Source organism: Candidatus Methanomethylophilaceae archaeon (genome assembly GCA_017524805.1).
In the GTDB taxonomy this organism is placed as follows: Archaea; Thermoplasmatota; Thermoplasmata; order Methanomassiliicoccales; family Methanomethylophilaceae; genus Methanoprimaticola.
This window is the reverse complement of the sequence record JAFXUX010000033.1, coordinates 29,960-47,369: the sequence shown is the minus strand read 5'-3', so window position 1 is coordinate 47,369 and position 17,410 is coordinate 29,960. Positions and strand designations below refer to the sequence as shown.

Below are 17,410 nucleotides of genomic sequence, written 5' to 3'. Positions count from 1 at the left end.
ATGGATTTCGTCCCGGTCTTCCTGATAGCGGTCGGCCTTGCGATGGACGCTTTCGCGGTGTCTCTTTGCAAAGGTTTCGCCCTTAGGAAGGTCGTCTTCCGCGATATGATGGTGGCCGGGCTATGGTTCGGATCTTTCCAAGCCGCGATGCCCGTCATAGGGTTCTATCTCGGATCATCTTTTTACGATCTGATATCGGCTTTCGACCATTGGGTGGCGTTCCTTATGCTGCTGATAATCGGGGCGAACATGATACGCGAAGCTCTTTTCAGCGATGAGAAGGAAGGCAGCGACCCGGACACAAGCCCCAAAGCCATGCTGCCTTTGGCCATTGCCACAAGCATAGATGCGCTCGCTGTAGGCATTTCCCTGTCCATGGAGGAGACCAGCGTATTCGGCCCGGCGGTTGTCATAGGTATTGTCACCCTGGCCATATCTGCCGCCGGAGTGAAGCTGGGGAGCCTGTTCGGCGACAGATATGGCAGCGGGGCTGAAGCCATCGGAGGGACGATTCTCATCCTGATAGGTCTTAAAATCCTCCTGGACGGCCTTGGGATCATTTGATTTGGAGGTACCTCTGCGCGTAATCTTCGATGGCATCCTCTATGTTGGGCCTTTCGTCGAAGAAATGCGCCTTTCTCACGTATTTCTCCAGCTTATCCATGGCTTTGGCATCGCCGTTGAAGGAGAGGATGTTCGTCAGGTATTCCTCGAGAGACGTTTTCGTCTCGGAGTCGCTGCGCCCGTGAGCGAACGCGCCATCTTTGCCGTTCAAATGCCTCATTATGCTGGAGGAAAGCATCTCCAGGGCGCGGACGTCATAGTTGTCGTCTTCGGCGTAGGTGTCCGGCTTGTATCCGCTGAGCTCTTTGTACTCCTCTATCACAGCGTTCATCAGACTCTGCTCTTTGGAGTAGGCGACTGCCCTGTGGACCAGAGGCGGCATGATCTCATACATCGATTTGCGCTCGCTCTCATCCATCTCTTTGAAGCTGAGCGCGAAGCAGGAGAATGCAGTCGCATAAAGAAGGCCTTTGCAATCGCACTTCTGGTTGGAATCTATCAGGTCGCTGATGCGATCCAGGTAGTTGATGTAATCGAAATCGATGAATTCGCGCTCGTCATAGATTATCAGATCCGAGACGCTCTTTCCGATTATGCAGATGTAAGCGTCGGTGTCCGGATCCGCGTGCGCGATCTCATCCTTTTTGATCTCAGGGAATCCAGCCTTCAAATCCGCGAGGGCCCTTCCGTCTTCGCCCTCATACATGTAGGCCATGGCGCGCATCACATGGGAGAACGTGCTCCCTTTATCTTCGACATAATCCGACGCGATTTCCACGGCCGCTTTGGCCTTCCCATCTTCGATGGCATCCAGCGTTTTCAAGTACTTTCCGCCCTCGTCGGTCTTAGGATCTACCAGCGAGCGCAAATCGGATCTGTCGCCGTAAAGGTTCCTTCCGCATTCCTGGCATGCGCATCTTCCGGATTCGTTCCTGTTGGTTTTGCCGCCGCAGTACGGGCAACATTCCATCATGAAATCCATGTATATGTGATTGTATGCCGTGATATTATAATTGTTGTGACGATTATTATATATTAGAATTTTTGAGCCCATCCGTTTCACCCCATCATTTCCGAGAATTCCGTCAGTTCTTTGCGGTCAGCGGGGACAGCGACGCGGAATCTGCTGCGATCCAGCGCCTCTATGTAATATGGGCGAAGATCGAAGATCCTCCTTAAGCGCGGTTTCCCGTCCTCTTTGCGGGCGTACAGCCATCTGAAGCCGTCCGTGGAGATGCCCGCGGATATCCCATATTCCTTCATGGATTCGGACATCATCGCGGAAGCCCCATCCAGAGGCATGTTCATGGCCACGTAAGAGAGGGCGACCCTGGATTCCCCGTTTATCGTCGCGCATCCGATGTACGTTTTCCCGGAAGCTTCCATGAAAGGTTTCACCAGTATCCTGTACGTGGTGAAGGATATGTCCTCCCTCTTGTGCCTTCCATAGATCCGGAGCCCGGATATGGCTTCGCCTGATCTGTGCGGTCCGAAGAAGCTGTCCATCTCCTTCAAGGCGCATGTGATGAGGTATTCCGCCGTATCGGGCTCCATGGACATAACCACGGATGGCGCGTTTATGAACGTTCATGAGAGAGGGGGATGCCCGAAAGTGCCTGCGGAAATTGGATATATCCGCGTGGATGTTCCATCGGCATGGATGACTCTGATCTCGCAGATCCGTCGAACAGGTTCCGGGAAAGGAAGGTCGCATTGGTTCTGATTGATCTCCAGAACAAATTCGCCAAGTCTTCGGAAGAGATGGAAAGGGCGCTTGCGAAAAGGATGGGACTAATCAACGAGGTCTCGGCCGAATTCAGAAAATCCGGGAATCCCGTCATAGCCGTGTTCTATGACGGCGAGGCGTATTGCAGCGCAGGGATAGAGAATCCAGACGATCCGGTGGAGGGTTTGGTCCTCAGCGAATCGGATATCGTAGTCCATAAGACGCACGCGAATTCCTTCAGGGATTCCGGTTTGGAGGAGGCGGTGAAGGGAGCTGGATGCTCCGGAGTGGTCCTCGCCGGTCTGATCTCCCATTGCTGCGTTCTATCGACATATTTCGCCGCTTACGACCACGATCTGGTGCCGTACATCCTGAGGGGAGGGACGGCGGCCGCGGAGGAGGATAAGATCTCCGGCGTGGAGAGCCTAGTCAAGACCGTGGATTTGGATGACATAAGATCGAACGTCAATTTCCGCGCTTCACAGGGGCGATCCAGACAATTCGTTTGTCGAGGAAATCGAGGTCGCCTTCTCTGACCATGCGGCGGTAGAAAGCCGCCATCGCTTCGGAATGGGTCATTCCCAGTTTTCCCAGGATATCCTCGGCATCATGGAGCAATATGGGGTCCATGCGCACATCTACGGCGGAATCGCGAAGCAGGTTCGCGTTCCTTAGACCCAGGCTCTCGTAAATGTCTGATATGAAGCGGTTGTAGCGGACTCCTTTGGAGCGTGCCGCATCCCGAATGAGATCGGTGGTGCCGGAGCCGTACTGTGATGCCTTCTTCGTGCGATGCGCAAGCAGGGGGAATCCAAGATCGGATGCCACCTCTTTCAGCACGGCTTTCCTATCTTCCAAAGATTTCGGTCTGAGCTCGTCGGGATCCACTTTACCGACGCATTCCACCACTTTCTCGTCGAGATATGGGTAGAACAGTTTCTTTCTGAAACCCTTCGCGATCGACATCTCGCAGGGGACGGAGACTTTCATCATCCTTTCGATGCCCCAGTCCATCACCGCCCTGTATTCGGAATCGTCTTCGTTGACCGAGTTGGCGCATCCACCGAAATACTCGTCACTGCCTTGGCCCGTGAGAATCACTGGCTCATGTGCTTTCCTGCAGACCGTGAAGAGCTGGAGTTCGTAACTTATCGTGAACGGATCGCTGACCTTGGTGGCCATGATCAGTTCCCGAATGTCGTCTTCTATGCTTTCCTCACTGATTCTGCAGTGAACCCATGGCAGTTCCAGTTTTTCGGCCAATTCACGACCGGCGGCAACATCGAACGAATCGTCCGTTCCGCAGGTGTAGCAGGTGACCGATCTGGCGTATTTATTTGCGAGTGCGGCAACGAGACCTGAATCCATTCCGCCGGAGAAAGCGATTCCCACTTCCTTGCCCTCACAGGCTTTCCGGACTGCGGATTCGATCGCGTTACCGAGAGCTTCGTATTTCGCCAACTGTATCTTCCCACGTTTCAAGGCTTAGACAAGTACCGTCATTGGTGCTAGGGCAATTCGATGAAAAGCCCATCTACTCTGAGCTGATACTCTCTTCGCGGATGGCAAATCGTTTAGGGAAGTATTTTTAGGTTTCACAGGTCGAGGGCGTCGTCGACGGCGGTTGTGGCACTCTTCATTTTCCTCGGATCAGCTTTGAGGTAATGGTTGACGGTCGTGTCGATGTGGGAGTGCCGCATCATCCTCCGCAGTGTATCGGGCTCCGTTCCCGCATCGGCGAGATTGGTGCAGTAGAATCTCCGCAGTGTGTGGCTGGTCGCATCGATCTCCGTCCTGTTGTCACCGTCGATGTAGTACACCTTCAGTTCCTTGCCGTCAGGAACTGCGGCGGTGAAGGGTACGGCGACCTTGGCCTTACCGTTCTCGAAGGTGCTTCCTGAAAGGGTGACCTCGATAACGGCCTGGGCATTCTCGATACCGGTACCGGAAGTCTTCAGTTCGGCCTTGAGGGTTACGGCATTTCCTGCGATCGCACTGACCGCATCGGAGTCGAAGGATATGGCTACGCCACCCGCCTTGATGTCGACGGAACCACAGACCCCAAACTAATCGAGATGGCGAACGTCGTCGACATCGACAAGATCTACGTCAAGAAACGTGGAGACTGAATCGCAACCGTTTTATCGGCCAGAACGTATGATATGCTGTCCGGATAAGGCCCGCAGGACAGGTCGCCATCGGCGGCCATTGATGCCTACGGGCGAAGGACGTTTTAAATATGCGTTTGATGATTGATTATCATCCTGATAAGACCCGTAGGATAGGTCGCCATCGGCGGCCCTTAGCGCCTGCGGGCAATGGATATTTTATCGCGGATTATCTCGATTGACGTGTCCCCGTATTCGAAACGTGCTCTGGATGCCCCGGCGATGAAATCCGCCAATTGGATGCACTTGTTCTGATCGGATTTGGCTTTATCTGCATTCTTCAAATTAATGCCATGTTTTTTGGCTTCTTCCGCGCATATCTCCCTCAATCTGTCTACCGATATGAACCTGCACCCATCCAAAAGGATGTTTGTATCACAGCATTGAAGAACATCCATCGCATCGGAGACAACCTCTCTGAGGACTTTCTCATATAGCTTGTTCCCGTATACCGGGTGATGGTTCGAGGGATTGTTCTTGTCGACTACGGTGTAGACCGCATTGAATCTTAGATCCGACATGGCCGAAAGGACTTCCTCCCTTACCTGGGGAAGGGAATTGTGCCATTTGCGTTCGGAATCCTTTGGAAGGAGATCCGCAGCCTTTTTCAGATTACGGGGCCTGAGCATAACGATGGCCGCTATTGCGAAATACCTGGTCCCGTGGGAACCCAGATCCCCCGATTCGTCGATAGCGATAAGCCCCGTCATGGTAAAACATCAGCGGTAACGGATAACGGGATTATAGTAATAACGCCGAGGTCTGATTACAGACGGGATTCGCAACTGATAAAGCCCACATTCATCGGAAAATCAGCGTTACGCGCCAAATGGCAATCAACGTGGTTTATTGTCCACATGCTTCGCCATCATTTTCTGATAGGTGTCGTTGATTATTTCAGGTCCGGATAGATTGTTCTTGAGCCCCTCCATCACGATCTGATATATGTCCTGGCGAAGTTTATTCTGCTCCTCCATGAACTTCTCAGTCTCATTGAGTATGTCGTCCGTGTCCTTGAGGTGGATTAGCAGGCACATCACTGCGGCTCTGGGAAAATCCGCCAACTTTTCATAACCGTATTCTCTTTTCAATAGCAGGGAAATCTGATTCCATAACCCTCCCGGCGTCCTGACATTAACCTGCGTCGTTTCGCCATCGTATCTGTCGAAAGAATCCAAGTATAATTTGGTTATAGAAGAGAATGTCTGCTCGATAACAACATTAGTCAAGGGCATATTGTAGCGCTCAAGCATCTCGCGTTTTTTCTGTGCATAAGTATAGACAAGCTGACGCATTCCGGATAATACGAAATCCGTGCGGGATGAATAGAATTTATCTTCCCCGACATACCCGTCGATCTCGTCGAGCATCCTTTTCGGTATCCTGACAGATTTGTTCAACATGTTATCAAACAATAACAGAATTGCAAATATTAAATAATTTGGTAGCATTTTGCCATCTTTAATCATAATTATAAGTTAAAAATCAATATATCTTACCATGACAAGAATTACAAGGGGTAAAACTACCCGTAAGGCAACAAATTCGAGAACAACAAGACGTACAAAATCAGCATCTTCACGCAGAAATACCGCATCATCAGCATCCAAAGCAAGATCTCTGCAGGCAAGAAAACAGAGAAGGCATTCTGACGGTACGTTCGCCAAAGGCTTCAAACAGCATGCTTCGTCCAGGAAGACCGTCACTCCAACGTCTTCAGGAAGATCTTCTTCAAAGACCAGAACCGCTTCCAGAGCAACCTCGTCGCACAGATCTAGTAGAAGTACCGGAAGAGGACGCGGAACTGGCAGAAAAACCATTAGTGGATACACTCCGCAGATGAAATCCGCTGAAAGTGCATTCAAGTTCGATTGTACCGAAGCCACGAAAAAGAAAGTGCTCAAGACAGTAACGGAGAACTTTTCAAAAGACGAAATTGATAAAATAGACCGTTTCGGAAAACCCTTCGTTGTTAACGGCAACCTTGACGGAAAGAACGGTGGATATGCCAGACCGACCACCAAGGACAATGGCGAGTCTCCGACGATAATCCTAAAGACCAACCCCAGCGAGATGACCGTGACCCACGAGATGGTACATCACATGAGGACCGTAGACGGTGACCGCGACAAATATGCGAAGACCGCATATCCTACCGATGGAAAAGGTAACGTCAAATGCGGAAGGATGAAAGGAAAATCGATCAAACAGGTAAGAAATGCCGAAGAAACCGCTACCGCAGCAGAGACGGAATTGCGTTTGAAACACAAATCTGAGGAAGTATCAGGGTATTGGAAAAACGACAGATACGATGTGTCTGGCAGAAATACCCGTGACAGCGACAGAACTACAATGAGATCCGGGGGCGCAATCCGGGAAGGAACCAACATCACAGGCAAGTCCGCAGTAAACAAGGTAAACGAAAACTATCCGAAAACGATAATATCCTCCAGAAAAGAAGGCGGTGAATCAGCATTAAGTACGTTCAGGAAGATATTCTGCTGGCGCAGTAAGAACAAGTGGTAAGATGCCTCTCCAATGCAGATTCAACAAGCCTACAGATATAACCGATCGGGACGAATACTGCCAGTATGTCTATGCTATGCAATTATGGAAGCTACAGGACGGACTAGGTCTCCCGTTCGAGATGATTTCCCTTTATCTGAGTAGTGCATGGGGCAGAAGTCTTTGGAAGTTCCTGAAATACAGGATGAATGTCGATGAACCCGCACTGTGGGAAAGAACAGAGCAGAACCTATGGGATGAGTATAACTCGAAGAATCTAGACCCTGTGATCAGCAAGTGGATTCTTGACAATTGCAGAAGATTCCAGGGAGCGGGGGAAATACAGGAGTTCTTGGTCAAACGTAAGAGGGAAAACCAACCGAATAATAGGTCCAATATAGACAGGGAAAAAACCCGTCCCTGGAGAACGGGGGAACCGCTTACCGAAAGCGAATTCCGTGAGGTAAGGTATGCCACCCGTATCTGGCTGCTGCAGGAAAGGGTGCCTCTTTCATTCGTCGAAGCCAGAATCTATTTGCGTAATGAAAAATCGGAATCGCCGGAAGACATCGCTGAGAGGTTCGGCCTCACTGTGGAAAAGATTATTGAATCGGAGCCGAAAATACGCAGAAAAGTAACTGATGCAGAGAAAGAACGCGAGATATTTTTCGGTCACGGCCCTATATTCCCCGAAGATCCTCTTCATTGATGTCGAATATCAGGCGCATTTACAGTCCTGAGAACTCCTCGACCATCCTTACCTGTTCCGCAACAGGCAGCATCCCGTCCACCCACAGTACGGGAATATCGATGCACCATCTGCGAAACGTCCTCGATCTTAGGAAACGGGAAACCTTTCGATACTGATGTATCTGATTGAGGATTATGCCGAATTGCTGAAATCAAAAACGATTAAGTCTGCCTTAGTTCGGTTCCGCGAACCGCAGGCGGATGCCGGTACGCACCAATTCGGGACACGGACGTTCCAGGGTGTAGCAGATGACAGATCTGGCGCAGTTCTTTGCAAGTGCAACAATCAATCCCGAATCCATTCCGCCGGAGAAAGCGATTCCCACTTCCTTGCCTTCGCAGGCTTTCCGGACTGCGGATTCGATCGCGTTACCGAGAGCTTCGTATTTCGCCAACTGTATCTTCCCACGTTTCAAGGTTAGACGGGTATCTGTCCAATAATCAGGGAGGATCATTCCAAAGAAAAATCCCAGCTGAGTGATTCTTGATACTCGAATCCTCAGATGGGTAAATCGTTTGGTAAAGTATTTCTAAGTTTCACAGGTCGAGCGCGTCGTCGACCGCCGTGGTGGCTCCCTTTATCTTCCTCGGGTCCGCGTAGAGGTAGTGATTCAGAGTTGTGTCAAGGTGCGAGTGACACATCATCCTGCGGACGATGTCCTGCTCCGCCCCCGCGTCGAACAGGTTGGTGCAGTAGAACCTTCTCAGCGTGTGGCAGGTGGCTTTGATGCTGGTCTTGTCCACGAGGTTCCTCATGCACTGCTCCACGAATCTCACCGACGCATCGGGGCTGTGGGCACGGTAGGGGATGGCTATCAGCGATCCCTTTCCCCTGTCCCCGAATTCGGCGATAATCTTGTCCCTCACGGGAAGGTACTCCTCGATCGCGTTCCTGACCGAACGAGGGACCTCTTTCTCCACGAGCTTTCCTCTGCCATCTGACCTTGAAGTCGGTGAGTTCGACGAACTCGACGGCGACGTCGTCGTATCCGTATCTCCTGCCCACATCCGCGAAAATTCTGGAAGTTTCTCGTCCGACACGGTGCGGTTCTTCTCATTGAGGGTGGAGATAAAAACGTCACCTTCGGCGGTTTTTCTATTCCTCATGGTTTTTCACTTCCTTGAGGATTCCCGTCGTTTCTGCGATTGACTATGCGCTTACTAAGAATTTAATGGTAGGGGAGAGGTCGATCTTTTCATCGAAACAACGATGCCATTGTCGTGAATCCTATATGTATTCCGAAATTGTCGCGGAGTACGGATCTCAATCCCACGTTTATCATTCCGTGGGAAAGGAGATTGGAATCCTCAAGGGAGACCGTGTGGGTCGCCAGTGATATCAGGAACATATTGACCATTCCGGATATCACGATCTCCAGTACGCCTGCGGTCCGGTCGTCGTGCTGCTGAAATGTGATCTTCAGATGCTCGAACATCATATCCTCCAGATACGATCTGTATCTGAACGAGAATTCCCTGTCGCCGTATTCGATTACGAGAGGAATTAGATAGCGTTCATTCTCTGCGAAGAGTTCCTGGAATGCGGGAATGAACTTCTGGAAATCCACATCCTTCCCTCCCGTATTATCGAACAGTTCTTTCAGGAGACGGATCTGTCTTTCCTTGATGGATTCGAGGATTGCATCCACGCTCCTGAAATGATAATAGAAGGTGGATCTATGCACACCTGCGGATGCACACACCTCGTCGATGGTTATCCTCCCCGCATCGCCTTTCTCGTACAGCTCCCAATATGCCTCTTGGATCGCGCGTTCGGTCTTTCCGCTGGCTTTCTCGTATCTTCCCATCGTCTCCCTTCCAAATTAGAACATTATAGACGGTTTTGTTTTAATTCTATATAAATGATATCTTACTAATTTATATAATTGTTTTTGAATACAATACTGAGGTTTCAAGAATGGCTCTCAAGAATATGTTCGGAAGAAACGACGTCTCCTCCGCCTGCGGCAGCGCATGCGGATCCGGTGACAAGAAAGCATCGGCCTGCGGCAGCGCATGCGGATCCGGTGACAAGAAAAACTGATTTCATTGCCTCCAAACGGAGGCGTTTATTTTACCATGACCTATTTCGCATTCCAGTGGCACATAACGGAAGCGTGCGATCAGAGATGCAAGCATTGCTACATCTACGCCCTCGGCAGCCATGCAAAGTTCAGAGAGATGTCTTTCAGTGATATGGAGACTGTACTTCAGAACATCAGGGCCTTCTGCAGGAAGGCAGGACGCGAACCGTACCTGTACATAACGGGCGGGGACCCCATCCTCCATCCGCGTTTCTGGGATCTTCTGGAACTGTTGAAAAAGGACAATATGCGTATCGCCATCCTCGGCAATCCATTCCATCTGACCCCCGAAGTGTGCAGACGCATGAGGGAACTCGGGGTCGTGAAATACCAGCTTTCCCTCGACGGTCTTAAGGATACTCACGACAGGATAAGACAACCCGGTTCCTACGATGCGACGATGTCCGCCATACCGATGCTCCGCGATGCCGGGATTGACGTGGCCATAATGTCCACCGTATCCAAGTGGAACGTTTCCGAGATTCCTTCGCTTGTGGACGAGGCGGTGAGGAACAAGGCCGACATATTCGCTTTCGCCCGCTACTGTCCCTCCCTCGCCGACAGGGATACCACGTGTTCCCCGACGGAATACAGGGATATGATGGACAGGTGCTGGAAGAAATATCAGCAATACAAGGATTCGGGGACGACCTTCAATCTCAAGGACCATCTGTGGACGCTCTACCGTCACGAGATAGGGGATTTCGATCCGAAGGATTACCCTGACGACGAATACGTCTATGACGGGTGCAACTGCGGGAATTCCCATCTGACCATCCTTTCCGACGGTTCCGTCTATGCATGCAGGAGGATGGAGAGCAAGGTCGGGAATGCACTTGAAGACGACCTGTACGATCTGTTCACCGGACCGAAGATGGATATGTACAGGGTTTACGAGAACTTCGAAAAATGTTCGAAATGCGAACTCCTTCGTTTCTGCCGCGGATGCCCGGCGGTGGCGAAAGGATACCACGGGGACATGTATGCTCCCGACCCCCAGTGCTGGAAGGTGATTAGCATTGATGATGAAAGCAGTTAAGATAGATGGGATCACCAAGGCGGAAGATGTGGTGCTGACCGACGTACCGGTTCCAGAGGTCGGTTCCGGATGGGTGTTGGTCAGAATATGCGCCTTCGGGATGAATCATTCCGAGAAGATTCTCCGTCTTGAGGAAATCGATGAGGACTATATCGCCAAGCCCGTGATTCCAGGCATCGAATGTGTCGGCGAGATCGCCGATGCATCCGATACGTCCTTCTCCGTAGGGGATAGGGTGATAGCTATGATGGGTGGGATGGGGAGGAGTTTCGACGGCAGTTATGCCGAATACGCCGTTCTTCCCGCTCATCATGTCTTCAAGATAGATTCGGATCTCCCTTGGGACGAGCTCGCGGCCGTACCCGAAACCTATCTGACCGCATGGGGGTCGCTGTTCGAATGCCTCCGCCTGAAAAGGAATGAGACTCTGCTCATCCGCGGTGCAACGTGTGCACTGGGATATGCAGCAATCGATATCGCCAAAGCGATGGGCTGCAAGGTCATAGCCACCACCCACAGAGAAAGCAAGATCCCTCTTCTCGGAAGAGCCGATACCGCAATCCTCGACGATGGTGATCTGGAAGATAAGGTATTAGCAGACAAGGCACTGGATCTCGTTGGTCCGAAGAGTCTGCTGGATACCCTTCGCTGTGTGAGGAAGGGCGGCATAGTATGCGACACCGGCATACTCGGAGGGATCTATTCTCTGAACGGTTTCGACCCCATCAAGGACATACCGAACGGCGTTTACCTTACCGGCTACTTCAGCAATTACCCTACGCAGGGAACGGTGGATTCGATTTTCGCTTTCATCAAAGAACACGGACTCCGTCCGAAGTATGCCGAATGTTATCGTTTCTCAGAGATAAGAGATGCATGCATGGCATTGGATGACGGAAAAGCGAACGGGAAAATTGTCGTAATTCTCTGAATATGTTTCTCTGGGCGATATCTGTTATACTTTCTTCTGTCCAAACGGTGCAGAATGGTATTGTGCATTTTCGGATAGGTCAGATCATGCACAACAACCAAATCGGCTGCCTCGCGCGGCGCGTATATATCTATCTAGGGGCCCCCCCCGTTTCCGAGGGGGTTTCCGAGAGGCATCCGTGCATCGGGGGAAAGTTAATGGGGCGGGTCTCCCCGTCCCCGGGGTTTGACCGAAGTTGCACGAAAGGGTGGGTGCAACGTGTATCTTCAGGTGTCGCCGGGTTTGGGCCTGCTGTCGTTCACCCAATTGCCGATGGTGTTCCTTGAAACTCCAAACAATTCTGCGAAATCTTTCACCTGCATGCCGTGCTGCCAACGCAGTTTGATTGCCAGCTCCTTCCCGTACTCCCTGCGGATCTTCTCCGTATCCTGCAACGGTACATCGGAATCCAGCTCACCCGATTGAAGTGCAGCATAGAACTCCTTTATCCCGGAGATCATGTCGTAGCTCGACTTGCCCGAGATATGCCGGACATACTCACGGAACGGGAAATGTCCATTATCGCTAATTTTATAAAACGGGAAAATGCCGATTTGTAGCGTTTCGGAACAATGATTTCCTGAAATCATGTACTTTTGACGGACCGAGTTGCGGCGAGTTCTGCAGCGGTGCGTCTCTTCCTCGGCCTTGAATCCTTGGAGCCCAGAGGACGTCCGCGCCTGCGCGGACCCTCCTGCGGAACGGTCTCCTTCAGACCGTACATGTCCACCATATCCGGTTCGGTGACAGCCCCCGTCCTCACATAGAACTTCATATCCTTGCCTGCGGTCGTGCGGAATTCCCATTCGCCGTCGCCGTTCCTGACCTTCACGCAGTCGCGGAGATCAGAGAGCACGTCCTTGAACGATCTGTTCCTGCAGAAATCGAATTTTGCCAGGTGGTTCCTCAGCCTGGCCGACATGACGGTGGCCAGATAGTTGACGAATTCGCTCCCTATCGCCGTCTCGTCCGATTTCTCCCTGGTGTCATCGATCTCTAGCCCCGTCTTGTGCAGTTTGAAGAGAGGCTCTATGCCCCACCTGTCGTCATAGCAGTCGTAAGCGAAATCGGGCTCTATCTTATGATCGGACTGGAGTATCAGCACCCCGAACCATCTCCGTTCCGCTTCCAGCAGAACGGGGTCAAGCTTGCCCGCGTTTTGTTCCAGGTATTCGCTCTCCATCTCCGCGGCGATTCTCGGATTCTTGAAGGAGTACAGCCAGTACCCCAGCCCCTCGCCGTCCTTGCCCTTGGCTTCCGATCTCCTGCAGCTCACCGGGCCGTCGTCGCGCATCATGACCGTATCGAAGGAAAAGCATCCCGACCTCTCCGCCACCAGACGCCCCTTCATCAGCGGGACGAGATAATGAAGGCCCCTGTGCTCCTCGGAAATTCTCCTCATCACCTCGGGTCTGAAACCCCTGTCGGCTACGATGATCCCGTTGTGTATCTTCAGGCTCTTCACGAAATCCTTCACCGCGACGGCATCCGTGACGTTCCCGGGATATACCTTCGAACAGAGCGGCTCCCCTTCCAACGGGCTGTATGCGTACATCGCCAGGTGGTGGCATACTTTGGCGGCCGCCGTCCTGGACGCCTTGGATATCGACAGCCCTTCGCCGTTATCCTGCTTCAGACATCCGTTGATGACGACGAGCTCGTCCTCCGGCACCTTCCCCAGACGGGAGATCATGAAGGCCTCCGTAGTACGGAACTGTTCACCCAGAAGGGTGAACATCTCCGTGACGTGATCCTTGTTCATCGCCACGCCCGGATAGAATTCGGATACGAACGAATGCACGTACCGCGCCCTCAGTTTGCAGTCGGGGATGCCCGGATGGGTCGCCCTGATCAGCGCGGCGCAGTAGATCCATTCCGCATCCGGATAGCTGTAGAACTCGCACAGGTCCTTCAGGATGTCCCTGCACAGTTCGTTAAGGAGATTGGCGACGCCGTATTGCTTGGAATCTATAATCCCGACAGACTTCAGCGCCTTCTCCTGCATGATAGGATGGTACGAGTCGCTGATGTACCCTATCACCTGGTTCTTCCTGTACAGGAGGTTGCCCTTGCCGTCGTATCTGTCGATGCGCGTCCTCACCGCATACCTGCCGGACTGGTACGGTTCCACGACCGTACGGTCCGGCCTCTCCATCTCCCTGATGTCCTTGGGCACCCTCATGTCCTTCGATTATATAATATGGTACATGAATATAAATATATCATTTATAATGTACTATATCGGCATTGAAAACATGCCTCCGGACGAAGAAACCATGGATTATAGTGCCGGAATCCGGATCTGCTGCCCTAAAAATAGAGATTATAGGCCGCTCATGCGGAAAGGATCAGGTCCTCGGACAATGGCCAGATCAAAAAATGCCTCGCTCTGCGAAGGTACATGATTTTAGGAAATCATTGCAGATCGATATACACGATTGTTTTCTCGACTTTTGTATCAGTGCCGAGATCGTCCATTATCTGTTTCATAATTGTAGATTTTCCGCATCTGCGAGCCCCTGTCAGGACCTTGATTATGTCCTTGTCATTGTAAAATGGACGGATTTTAGAAAGGTATTTTTCCCTCCTAAGTTCTTTCATAGATTTGAGTATATAAAGTAAGGATATAAAACTTTCATAATCGAAAAGTTTTATTTTGTTAATTTAAACATTGAATCATAAGAAGTTGCACATCCACCGAAATACTCGTCGCTCCCTTGCCCGGAGAGGATCGTGGTTTCTTCGGCTTCGCGGCACACGCAAAACAATTGGAGGTCGTACGATATGGTGAAAGGGTCGCTTACTTTTGTGGTCACGATGAATTCGCGGATCGTATCCTCTATGTTCTCTCTGCTTATCCTGCAGTGGACCCAAGGGAGGCCCAGCTTCTCTGCCAGTTCCTTTCCGGCGGTGACGTCGAAGGAACCGTCCGTGCCGCAGGTATAGCATGTGACCGACCTGGCATATCTGGATGCGAGCGCGGCGATCAATCCCGAGTCCATCCCGCCGGAAAAAGCCACTCCGACGGACTTCCCCTCGCAGGATTTCCTCACCGATTCTTCGATCGCTTTTCCGAGCTCTTCGTATTTCGCCAACTGTATCTTCCCGCGCGCCAAGGTTTGGACAGTATCATGCGACGGCCGCGGGATCGATAATCGCAGCGCGATCGGCATTGACACTCCCAGCGTCGGGCGAATCGTTCAGGGAGGTATTTTTAGGTTTCAGAGGTCTAAGATGTCATCTGCTGTAGCTGTGGAAATCCTCAATCCGGGTTGGCGCCTCGATGCCCGACCGGTTTGATCCCGTTTTTCAGTTTTCTGAATTGCTGGATCGCCAGAGCGTTGATGATCACTCCGCTGAGGGAGTAGACGATGGCCATTATGTAGATGATTCCGTCGAAAGGATCGACTCCCAGCAGCCCATAAGCGCTCATCGCATACAGGACCATCCTGACGGAGCCCCAGAACAGATCGAAGTACATAGGGATCTTGGCTTTCTTCATCGACTGCAGTAGGGCCGACCCAACCCCTCTGAGAGCCATGAAAGGAAGGATAACCACGGAGACCTCGAGGCACCACACGAGTTTGGGGAGCAAGGCCATCATGCTTTCCTCATATGTCATTATGGACATGAGAGGCTCTGCGAAAACGAAGATGAATATCGCGGCCGCTATCGAGACAATGGATGTGAGCTTGAAGCAATAGATGTAGGCGGACCACATCTTTTCCGTGTCGTTCTGGCCGTAAGCGGCCGAGTCTACCGGTATCAGACTGCTTTCGAATGCTTTACCGGGAAGATTGAACAGCGATATGAAACGCCAAGGATAGTTGTACATCAGAACCGCGGTCGTGCCACCGGCTACGACGAAGAAGATTCTCTGGATGAACGTCATCGAGCTCCCTATGAGTTCGTTGACTGTCCTGGGGCCTCCGACGGTCAGGACCTCGCGCATCATGTTTCTGTCCGCTTTGAAGCTGTCTTTGGTCATCTTCAGGGCGGTCTTGCCTCTGACATACCACGAAATGCCGATCATCAGCGCTATCAGGGATGAGAGGCCGGTGGCCAGGCCCGCACCCATGATGCCCATCCCTAAGACATATATGAGCATGGGATCCAGAACTATGTTCATGATGGCGGCGGACATCTGGATGACCGTAGATTTCCTGGCCGCCCCCTCGCCTCTCAGGTTTCCTCCGAGAATCAGGAGGCATATCATGGGGGTGGACATGAGGATCATCGGGAGCATGTAATCCCAGCATTCCTGGCGGATGCTGCCGACGCCCATTACGCTCATTGCAGGATCCAGAATCAGAAGCAGAACGGCCGATACGAAGACAGAGAGGACGGCTCCCAGCGTAATCGCGTTGGATGCGAGCTTTCCCGCTTCCACGGTTTCATTGCGTCCGAGACGGAAGGCTATGGTGGTAGTGGCTCCGACGGAGATGCCCATCCCGGCGCTCATGAGCAGGACATAGAACGGGACGACGGCCGATATGGCGGATGAAGAGGATGTCCCCAGGCCGGAGATCCAGAACGTGTCTATGAATTGGTTTGCTTCAACAACGGCGAACGCTATCAGGAACGGGAAGAACATGCTGCGGACGGCTTTTTTGGGCTCTCCGAGGAGAATCTCCAAGTCATGGCTATCCGATCTGAGCAGTTGCACCGTTCATATCCCTTCTTTCGCGCGTATGTCGGATAGGAAGAGGCCATTCAACCTTTAATTTTCTGTTGAGATCAAGATTCGTTCACGATTTTCCCTGTGATATGCTCGGGGACAAGCGCGAACATCATCGTCCTGGGCCCGGCACGTTTTATCTCTTCCTCTATGTGCTTCTCGTCGTCCGTGAATTTGTGGCTGAGCCTGTGCGAGATGTCATATATGGTCTCTTTGTCGGCGATCTCTTCGATGCGCCCGAAAACTATGGCCGATTTTATGTTCAAGGCCCATTCTCCCTCCCTGCGGAAGCCGCTGTCATAGACGCAGAAACTTGCGCGGCTGTCTTTCCTGATGGAATCGGTGCGGTGCCCATCCTTCCCGCAGTGGAAGTATAGCTTCCCATCGTCGGGGTTATAGAAGTGGTTCATCGGCATCCCGTACGGATATCCCCCGTCGCCTATGACCGACAGGACGCCTCTCTTTTCTTCGGAGAGGATTCTGACGCATTCTTCCGCGGACAGCCTTCTGTTTTCCCTTGCCACTTCCCTGAACATGGGAGCAGGCATGGTTTTTCTGCGGTTTAACCTGATGGGTCAGCATACATTTCCCATCATGCCGATGTGCATGCGTGCTCTGCAAACATAATCGGTCCGGATCGAACGGGAGAAGAAAGGATGTAAAGGGTTTATTCGGTGCAGTTCGCATGGCCGTTTTGATCGCAGAAGGATCACTTTTGCGCCGGTTCCCATTTGCATCTGACGGGCGAGACGATCGTCCCATCCTTTTTCATCGCGGCGAATTCTTTGTCGACGACTTTGCGGTCGAGACCGGTCAGCTCCGCAACTTTCCCTGCGTTGAGGGGCTCTCCGGCTTTCTTCATTGCTTCCAGTATGGTATCTCTGTCGCTCATCGTTGTATATTAGCATTCAGCAGGGGATAAAGTT

At 51.7% G+C, this 17,410-nt stretch carries 22 protein-coding genes; 6 read left to right on the top strand and 16 right to left on the bottom strand.

Annotated features, from left to right (window positions below; genetic code table 11):
* Nucleotides 1-564, top strand: a complete 564-nt coding sequence (locus IKP20_06955; GenBank protein ID MBR4504689.1) for a manganese efflux pump — start codon at nt 1-3, stop codon at nt 562-564.
* On the opposite strand, the gene IKP20_06950 is transcribed toward IKP20_06955, so the two are convergent.
* Together IKP20_06950 and IKP20_06945 are read right to left on the bottom strand one after the other, a co-directional pair.
* Entirely contained in the window at nt 557-1,537 is a 981-nt protein-coding gene (locus IKP20_06950; GenBank protein ID MBR4504688.1) for a hypothetical protein, read from the bottom strand. The genes IKP20_06955 and IKP20_06950 overlap by 8 nt on opposite strands.
* An 86-nt stretch (nt 1,538-1,623) precedes the next feature.
* Entirely contained in the window at nt 1,624-2,118 is a 495-nt protein-coding gene (locus IKP20_06945) for a hypothetical protein (GenBank protein MBR4504687.1), read from the bottom strand.
* A gap of 102 nt (nt 2,119-2,220) precedes the next feature.
* On the opposite strand from IKP20_06945, the gene IKP20_06940 reads away from it, so the two are divergent.
* Nucleotides 2,221-2,826: a cysteine hydrolase gene (locus tag IKP20_06940; protein ID MBR4504686.1), complete on the top strand. Its 606-nt coding sequence runs from the start codon at nt 2,221-2,223 to the stop codon at nt 2,824-2,826.
* Here the strand turns inward: IKP20_06940 and IKP20_06935 are convergent.
* The 4 genes from IKP20_06935 to IKP20_06920 form a co-directional block, all read right to left on the bottom strand.
* Nucleotides 2,756-3,751 (bottom strand): hypothetical protein, encoded by a 996-nt coding sequence (locus IKP20_06935; protein MBR4504685.1) that lies wholly within the window; start codon nt 3,749-3,751, stop codon nt 2,756-2,758. The two genes, IKP20_06940 and IKP20_06935, sit on opposite strands and share 71 nt — an antisense overlap.
* Before the next feature lie 134 nt (nt 3,752-3,885).
* Nucleotides 3,886-4,110: a site-specific integrase gene (locus IKP20_06930; protein MBR4504684.1), complete on the bottom strand. Its 225-nt coding sequence runs from the start codon at nt 4,108-4,110 to the stop codon at nt 3,886-3,888.
* Nucleotides 4,111-4,592: 482 nt separating this feature from the next.
* Complete coding sequence (locus tag IKP20_06925) at nt 4,593-5,168, bottom strand: DUF3800 domain-containing protein (protein ID MBR4504683.1); 576 nt, start codon at nt 5,166-5,168, stop codon at nt 4,593-4,595.
* 126 nt (nt 5,169-5,294) lie between these two features.
* The gene (locus IKP20_06920) at nt 5,295-5,828 is read right to left on the bottom strand and encodes a hypothetical protein (GenBank protein ID MBR4504682.1); all 534 of its coding nucleotides are present in this window, start codon (nt 5,826-5,828) and stop codon (nt 5,295-5,297) included.
* A 130-nt stretch (nt 5,829-5,958) separates the two neighbouring features.
* Here IKP20_06920 and IKP20_06915 point away from each other — a divergent pair, with 130 nt between their 5' ends.
* A complete protein-coding gene (locus tag IKP20_06915; protein ID MBR4504681.1) occupies nt 5,959-6,984 on the top strand; it encodes a hypothetical protein in 1,026 nt (341 codons plus the stop codon).
* A 1-nt stretch (nt 6,985) separates the two neighbouring features.
* A complete protein-coding gene (locus IKP20_06910; protein MBR4504680.1) occupies nt 6,986-7,672 on the top strand; it encodes a hypothetical protein in 687 nt (228 codons plus the stop codon).
* Nucleotides 7,673-7,886: 214 nt separating this feature from the next.
* Here IKP20_06910 and IKP20_06905 read toward each other — a convergent pair whose 3' ends face one another.
* From IKP20_06905 to IKP20_06895, 3 genes are all read right to left on the bottom strand, one after another.
* Complete coding sequence (locus IKP20_06905) at nt 7,887-8,108, bottom strand: hypothetical protein (GenBank protein MBR4504679.1); 222 nt, start codon at nt 8,106-8,108, stop codon at nt 7,887-7,889.
* A 142-nt stretch (nt 8,109-8,250) separates the two neighbouring features.
* Complete coding sequence (locus tag IKP20_06900; GenBank protein ID MBR4504678.1) at nt 8,251-8,820, bottom strand: site-specific integrase; 570 nt, start codon at nt 8,818-8,820, stop codon at nt 8,251-8,253.
* An 89-nt stretch (nt 8,821-8,909) separates the two neighbouring features.
* Nucleotides 8,910-9,521 (bottom strand): TetR/AcrR family transcriptional regulator, encoded by a 612-nt coding sequence (locus IKP20_06895; GenBank protein ID MBR4504677.1) that lies wholly within the window; start codon nt 9,519-9,521, stop codon nt 8,910-8,912.
* Between the two features lie 271 nt (nt 9,522-9,792).
* Here IKP20_06895 and acgM point away from each other — a divergent pair, with 271 nt between their 5' ends.
* Nucleotides 9,793-10,836, top strand: coding sequence for a radical SAM/SPASM domain protein, ACGX system (gene acgM / locus IKP20_06890; GenBank protein MBR4504676.1), 1,044 nt, complete (start codon nt 9,793-9,795; stop codon nt 10,834-10,836).
* Complete coding sequence (locus IKP20_06885; GenBank protein MBR4504675.1) at nt 10,820-11,767, top strand: zinc-binding dehydrogenase; 948 nt, start codon at nt 10,820-10,822, stop codon at nt 11,765-11,767. The genes acgM and IKP20_06885 overlap by 17 nt, the downstream gene beginning before the upstream one ends.
* A 266-nt stretch (nt 11,768-12,033) precedes the next feature.
* On the opposite strand, the gene IKP20_06880 is transcribed toward IKP20_06885, so the two are convergent.
* The 7 genes from IKP20_06880 to IKP20_06850 form a co-directional block, all read right to left on the bottom strand.
* Nucleotides 12,034-12,267: a helix-turn-helix transcriptional regulator gene (locus IKP20_06880; GenBank protein ID MBR4504674.1), complete on the bottom strand. Its 234-nt coding sequence runs from the start codon at nt 12,265-12,267 to the stop codon at nt 12,034-12,036.
* A 125-nt stretch (nt 12,268-12,392) separates the two neighbouring features.
* Complete coding sequence (locus tag IKP20_06875; protein MBR4504673.1) at nt 12,393-13,988, bottom strand: transposase; 1,596 nt, start codon at nt 13,986-13,988, stop codon at nt 12,393-12,395.
* Nucleotides 13,989-14,221: 233 nt separating this feature from the next.
* Nucleotides 14,222-14,407: an AAA family ATPase gene (locus tag IKP20_06870; protein ID MBR4504672.1), complete on the bottom strand. Its 186-nt coding sequence runs from the start codon at nt 14,405-14,407 to the stop codon at nt 14,222-14,224.
* A 50-nt stretch (nt 14,408-14,457) separates the two neighbouring features.
* Entirely contained in the window at nt 14,458-14,901 is a 444-nt protein-coding gene (locus IKP20_06865) for a hypothetical protein (protein ID MBR4504671.1), read from the bottom strand.
* A 167-nt stretch (nt 14,902-15,068) separates the two neighbouring features.
* Nucleotides 15,069-16,472: a hypothetical protein gene (locus tag IKP20_06860; protein MBR4504670.1), complete on the bottom strand. Its 1,404-nt coding sequence runs from the start codon at nt 16,470-16,472 to the stop codon at nt 15,069-15,071.
* Nucleotides 16,473-16,543: 71 nt separating this feature from the next.
* Complete coding sequence (locus IKP20_06855; GenBank protein MBR4504669.1) at nt 16,544-17,020, bottom strand: pyridoxamine 5'-phosphate oxidase family protein; 477 nt, start codon at nt 17,018-17,020, stop codon at nt 16,544-16,546.
* 173 nt (nt 17,021-17,193) lie between these two features.
* Complete coding sequence (locus IKP20_06850) at nt 17,194-17,376, bottom strand: transcriptional regulator (GenBank protein ID MBR4504668.1); 183 nt, start codon at nt 17,374-17,376, stop codon at nt 17,194-17,196.
* Nucleotides 17,377-17,410 lie beyond the last annotated feature (34 nt).

What these genes read in the sequence shown, in the direction of transcription:
- IKP20_06880 (MBR4504674.1), bottom strand. Translation starts at nt 12,267, where the DNA reads ATGATCTCCGGGATAAAGGAGTTCTATGCTGCACTTCAATCGGGTGAG.
- IKP20_06915 (MBR4504681.1), top strand. Translation starts at nt 5,959, where the DNA reads ATGACAAGAATTACAAGGGGTAAAACTACCCGTAAGGCAACAAATTCG.
- acgM (MBR4504676.1), top strand. Translation starts at nt 9,793, where the DNA reads ATGACCTATTTCGCATTCCAGTGGCACATAACGGAAGCGTGCGATCAG.
- IKP20_06950 (MBR4504688.1), bottom strand. Translation starts at nt 1,537, where the DNA reads ATGATGGAATGTTGCCCGTACTGCGGCGGCAAAACCAACAGGAACGAA.
- IKP20_06940 (MBR4504686.1), top strand. Translation starts at nt 2,221, where the DNA reads ATGGATGACTCTGATCTCGCAGATCCGTCGAACAGGTTCCGGGAAAGG.
- IKP20_06955 (MBR4504689.1), top strand. Translation starts at nt 1, where the DNA reads ATGGATTTCGTCCCGGTCTTCCTGATAGCGGTCGGCCTTGCGATGGAC.
- IKP20_06895 (MBR4504677.1), bottom strand. Translation starts at nt 9,521, where the DNA reads ATGGGAAGATACGAGAAAGCCAGCGGAAAGACCGAACGCGCGATCCAA.
- IKP20_06855 (MBR4504669.1), bottom strand. Translation starts at nt 17,020, where the DNA reads ATGTTCAGGGAAGTGGCAAGGGAAAACAGAAGGCTGTCCGCGGAAGAA.
- IKP20_06900 (MBR4504678.1), bottom strand. Translation starts at nt 8,820, where the DNA reads ATGAGGAATAGAAAAACCGCCGAAGGTGACGTTTTTATCTCCACCCTC.
- IKP20_06910 (MBR4504680.1), top strand. Translation starts at nt 6,986, where the DNA reads ATGCCTCTCCAATGCAGATTCAACAAGCCTACAGATATAACCGATCGG.
- IKP20_06925 (MBR4504683.1), bottom strand. Translation starts at nt 5,168, where the DNA reads ATGACGGGGCTTATCGCTATCGACGAATCGGGGGATCTGGGTTCCCAC.
- IKP20_06850 (MBR4504668.1), bottom strand. Translation starts at nt 17,376, where the DNA reads ATGAGCGACAGAGATACCATACTGGAAGCAATGAAGAAAGCCGGAGAG.
- IKP20_06870 (MBR4504672.1), bottom strand. Translation starts at nt 14,407, where the DNA reads ATGAAAGAACTTAGGAGGGAAAAATACCTTTCTAAAATCCGTCCATTT.
- IKP20_06885 (MBR4504675.1), top strand. Translation starts at nt 10,820, where the DNA reads ATGATGAAAGCAGTTAAGATAGATGGGATCACCAAGGCGGAAGATGTG.
- IKP20_06920 (MBR4504682.1), bottom strand. Translation starts at nt 5,828, where the DNA reads ATGCTCGACGAGATCGACGGGTATGTCGGGGAAGATAAATTCTATTCA.
- IKP20_06875 (MBR4504673.1), bottom strand. Translation starts at nt 13,988, where the DNA reads ATGAGGGTGCCCAAGGACATCAGGGAGATGGAGAGGCCGGACCGTACG.
- IKP20_06945 (MBR4504687.1), bottom strand. Translation starts at nt 2,118, where the DNA reads ATGGAGCCCGATACGGCGGAATACCTCATCACATGCGCCTTGAAGGAG.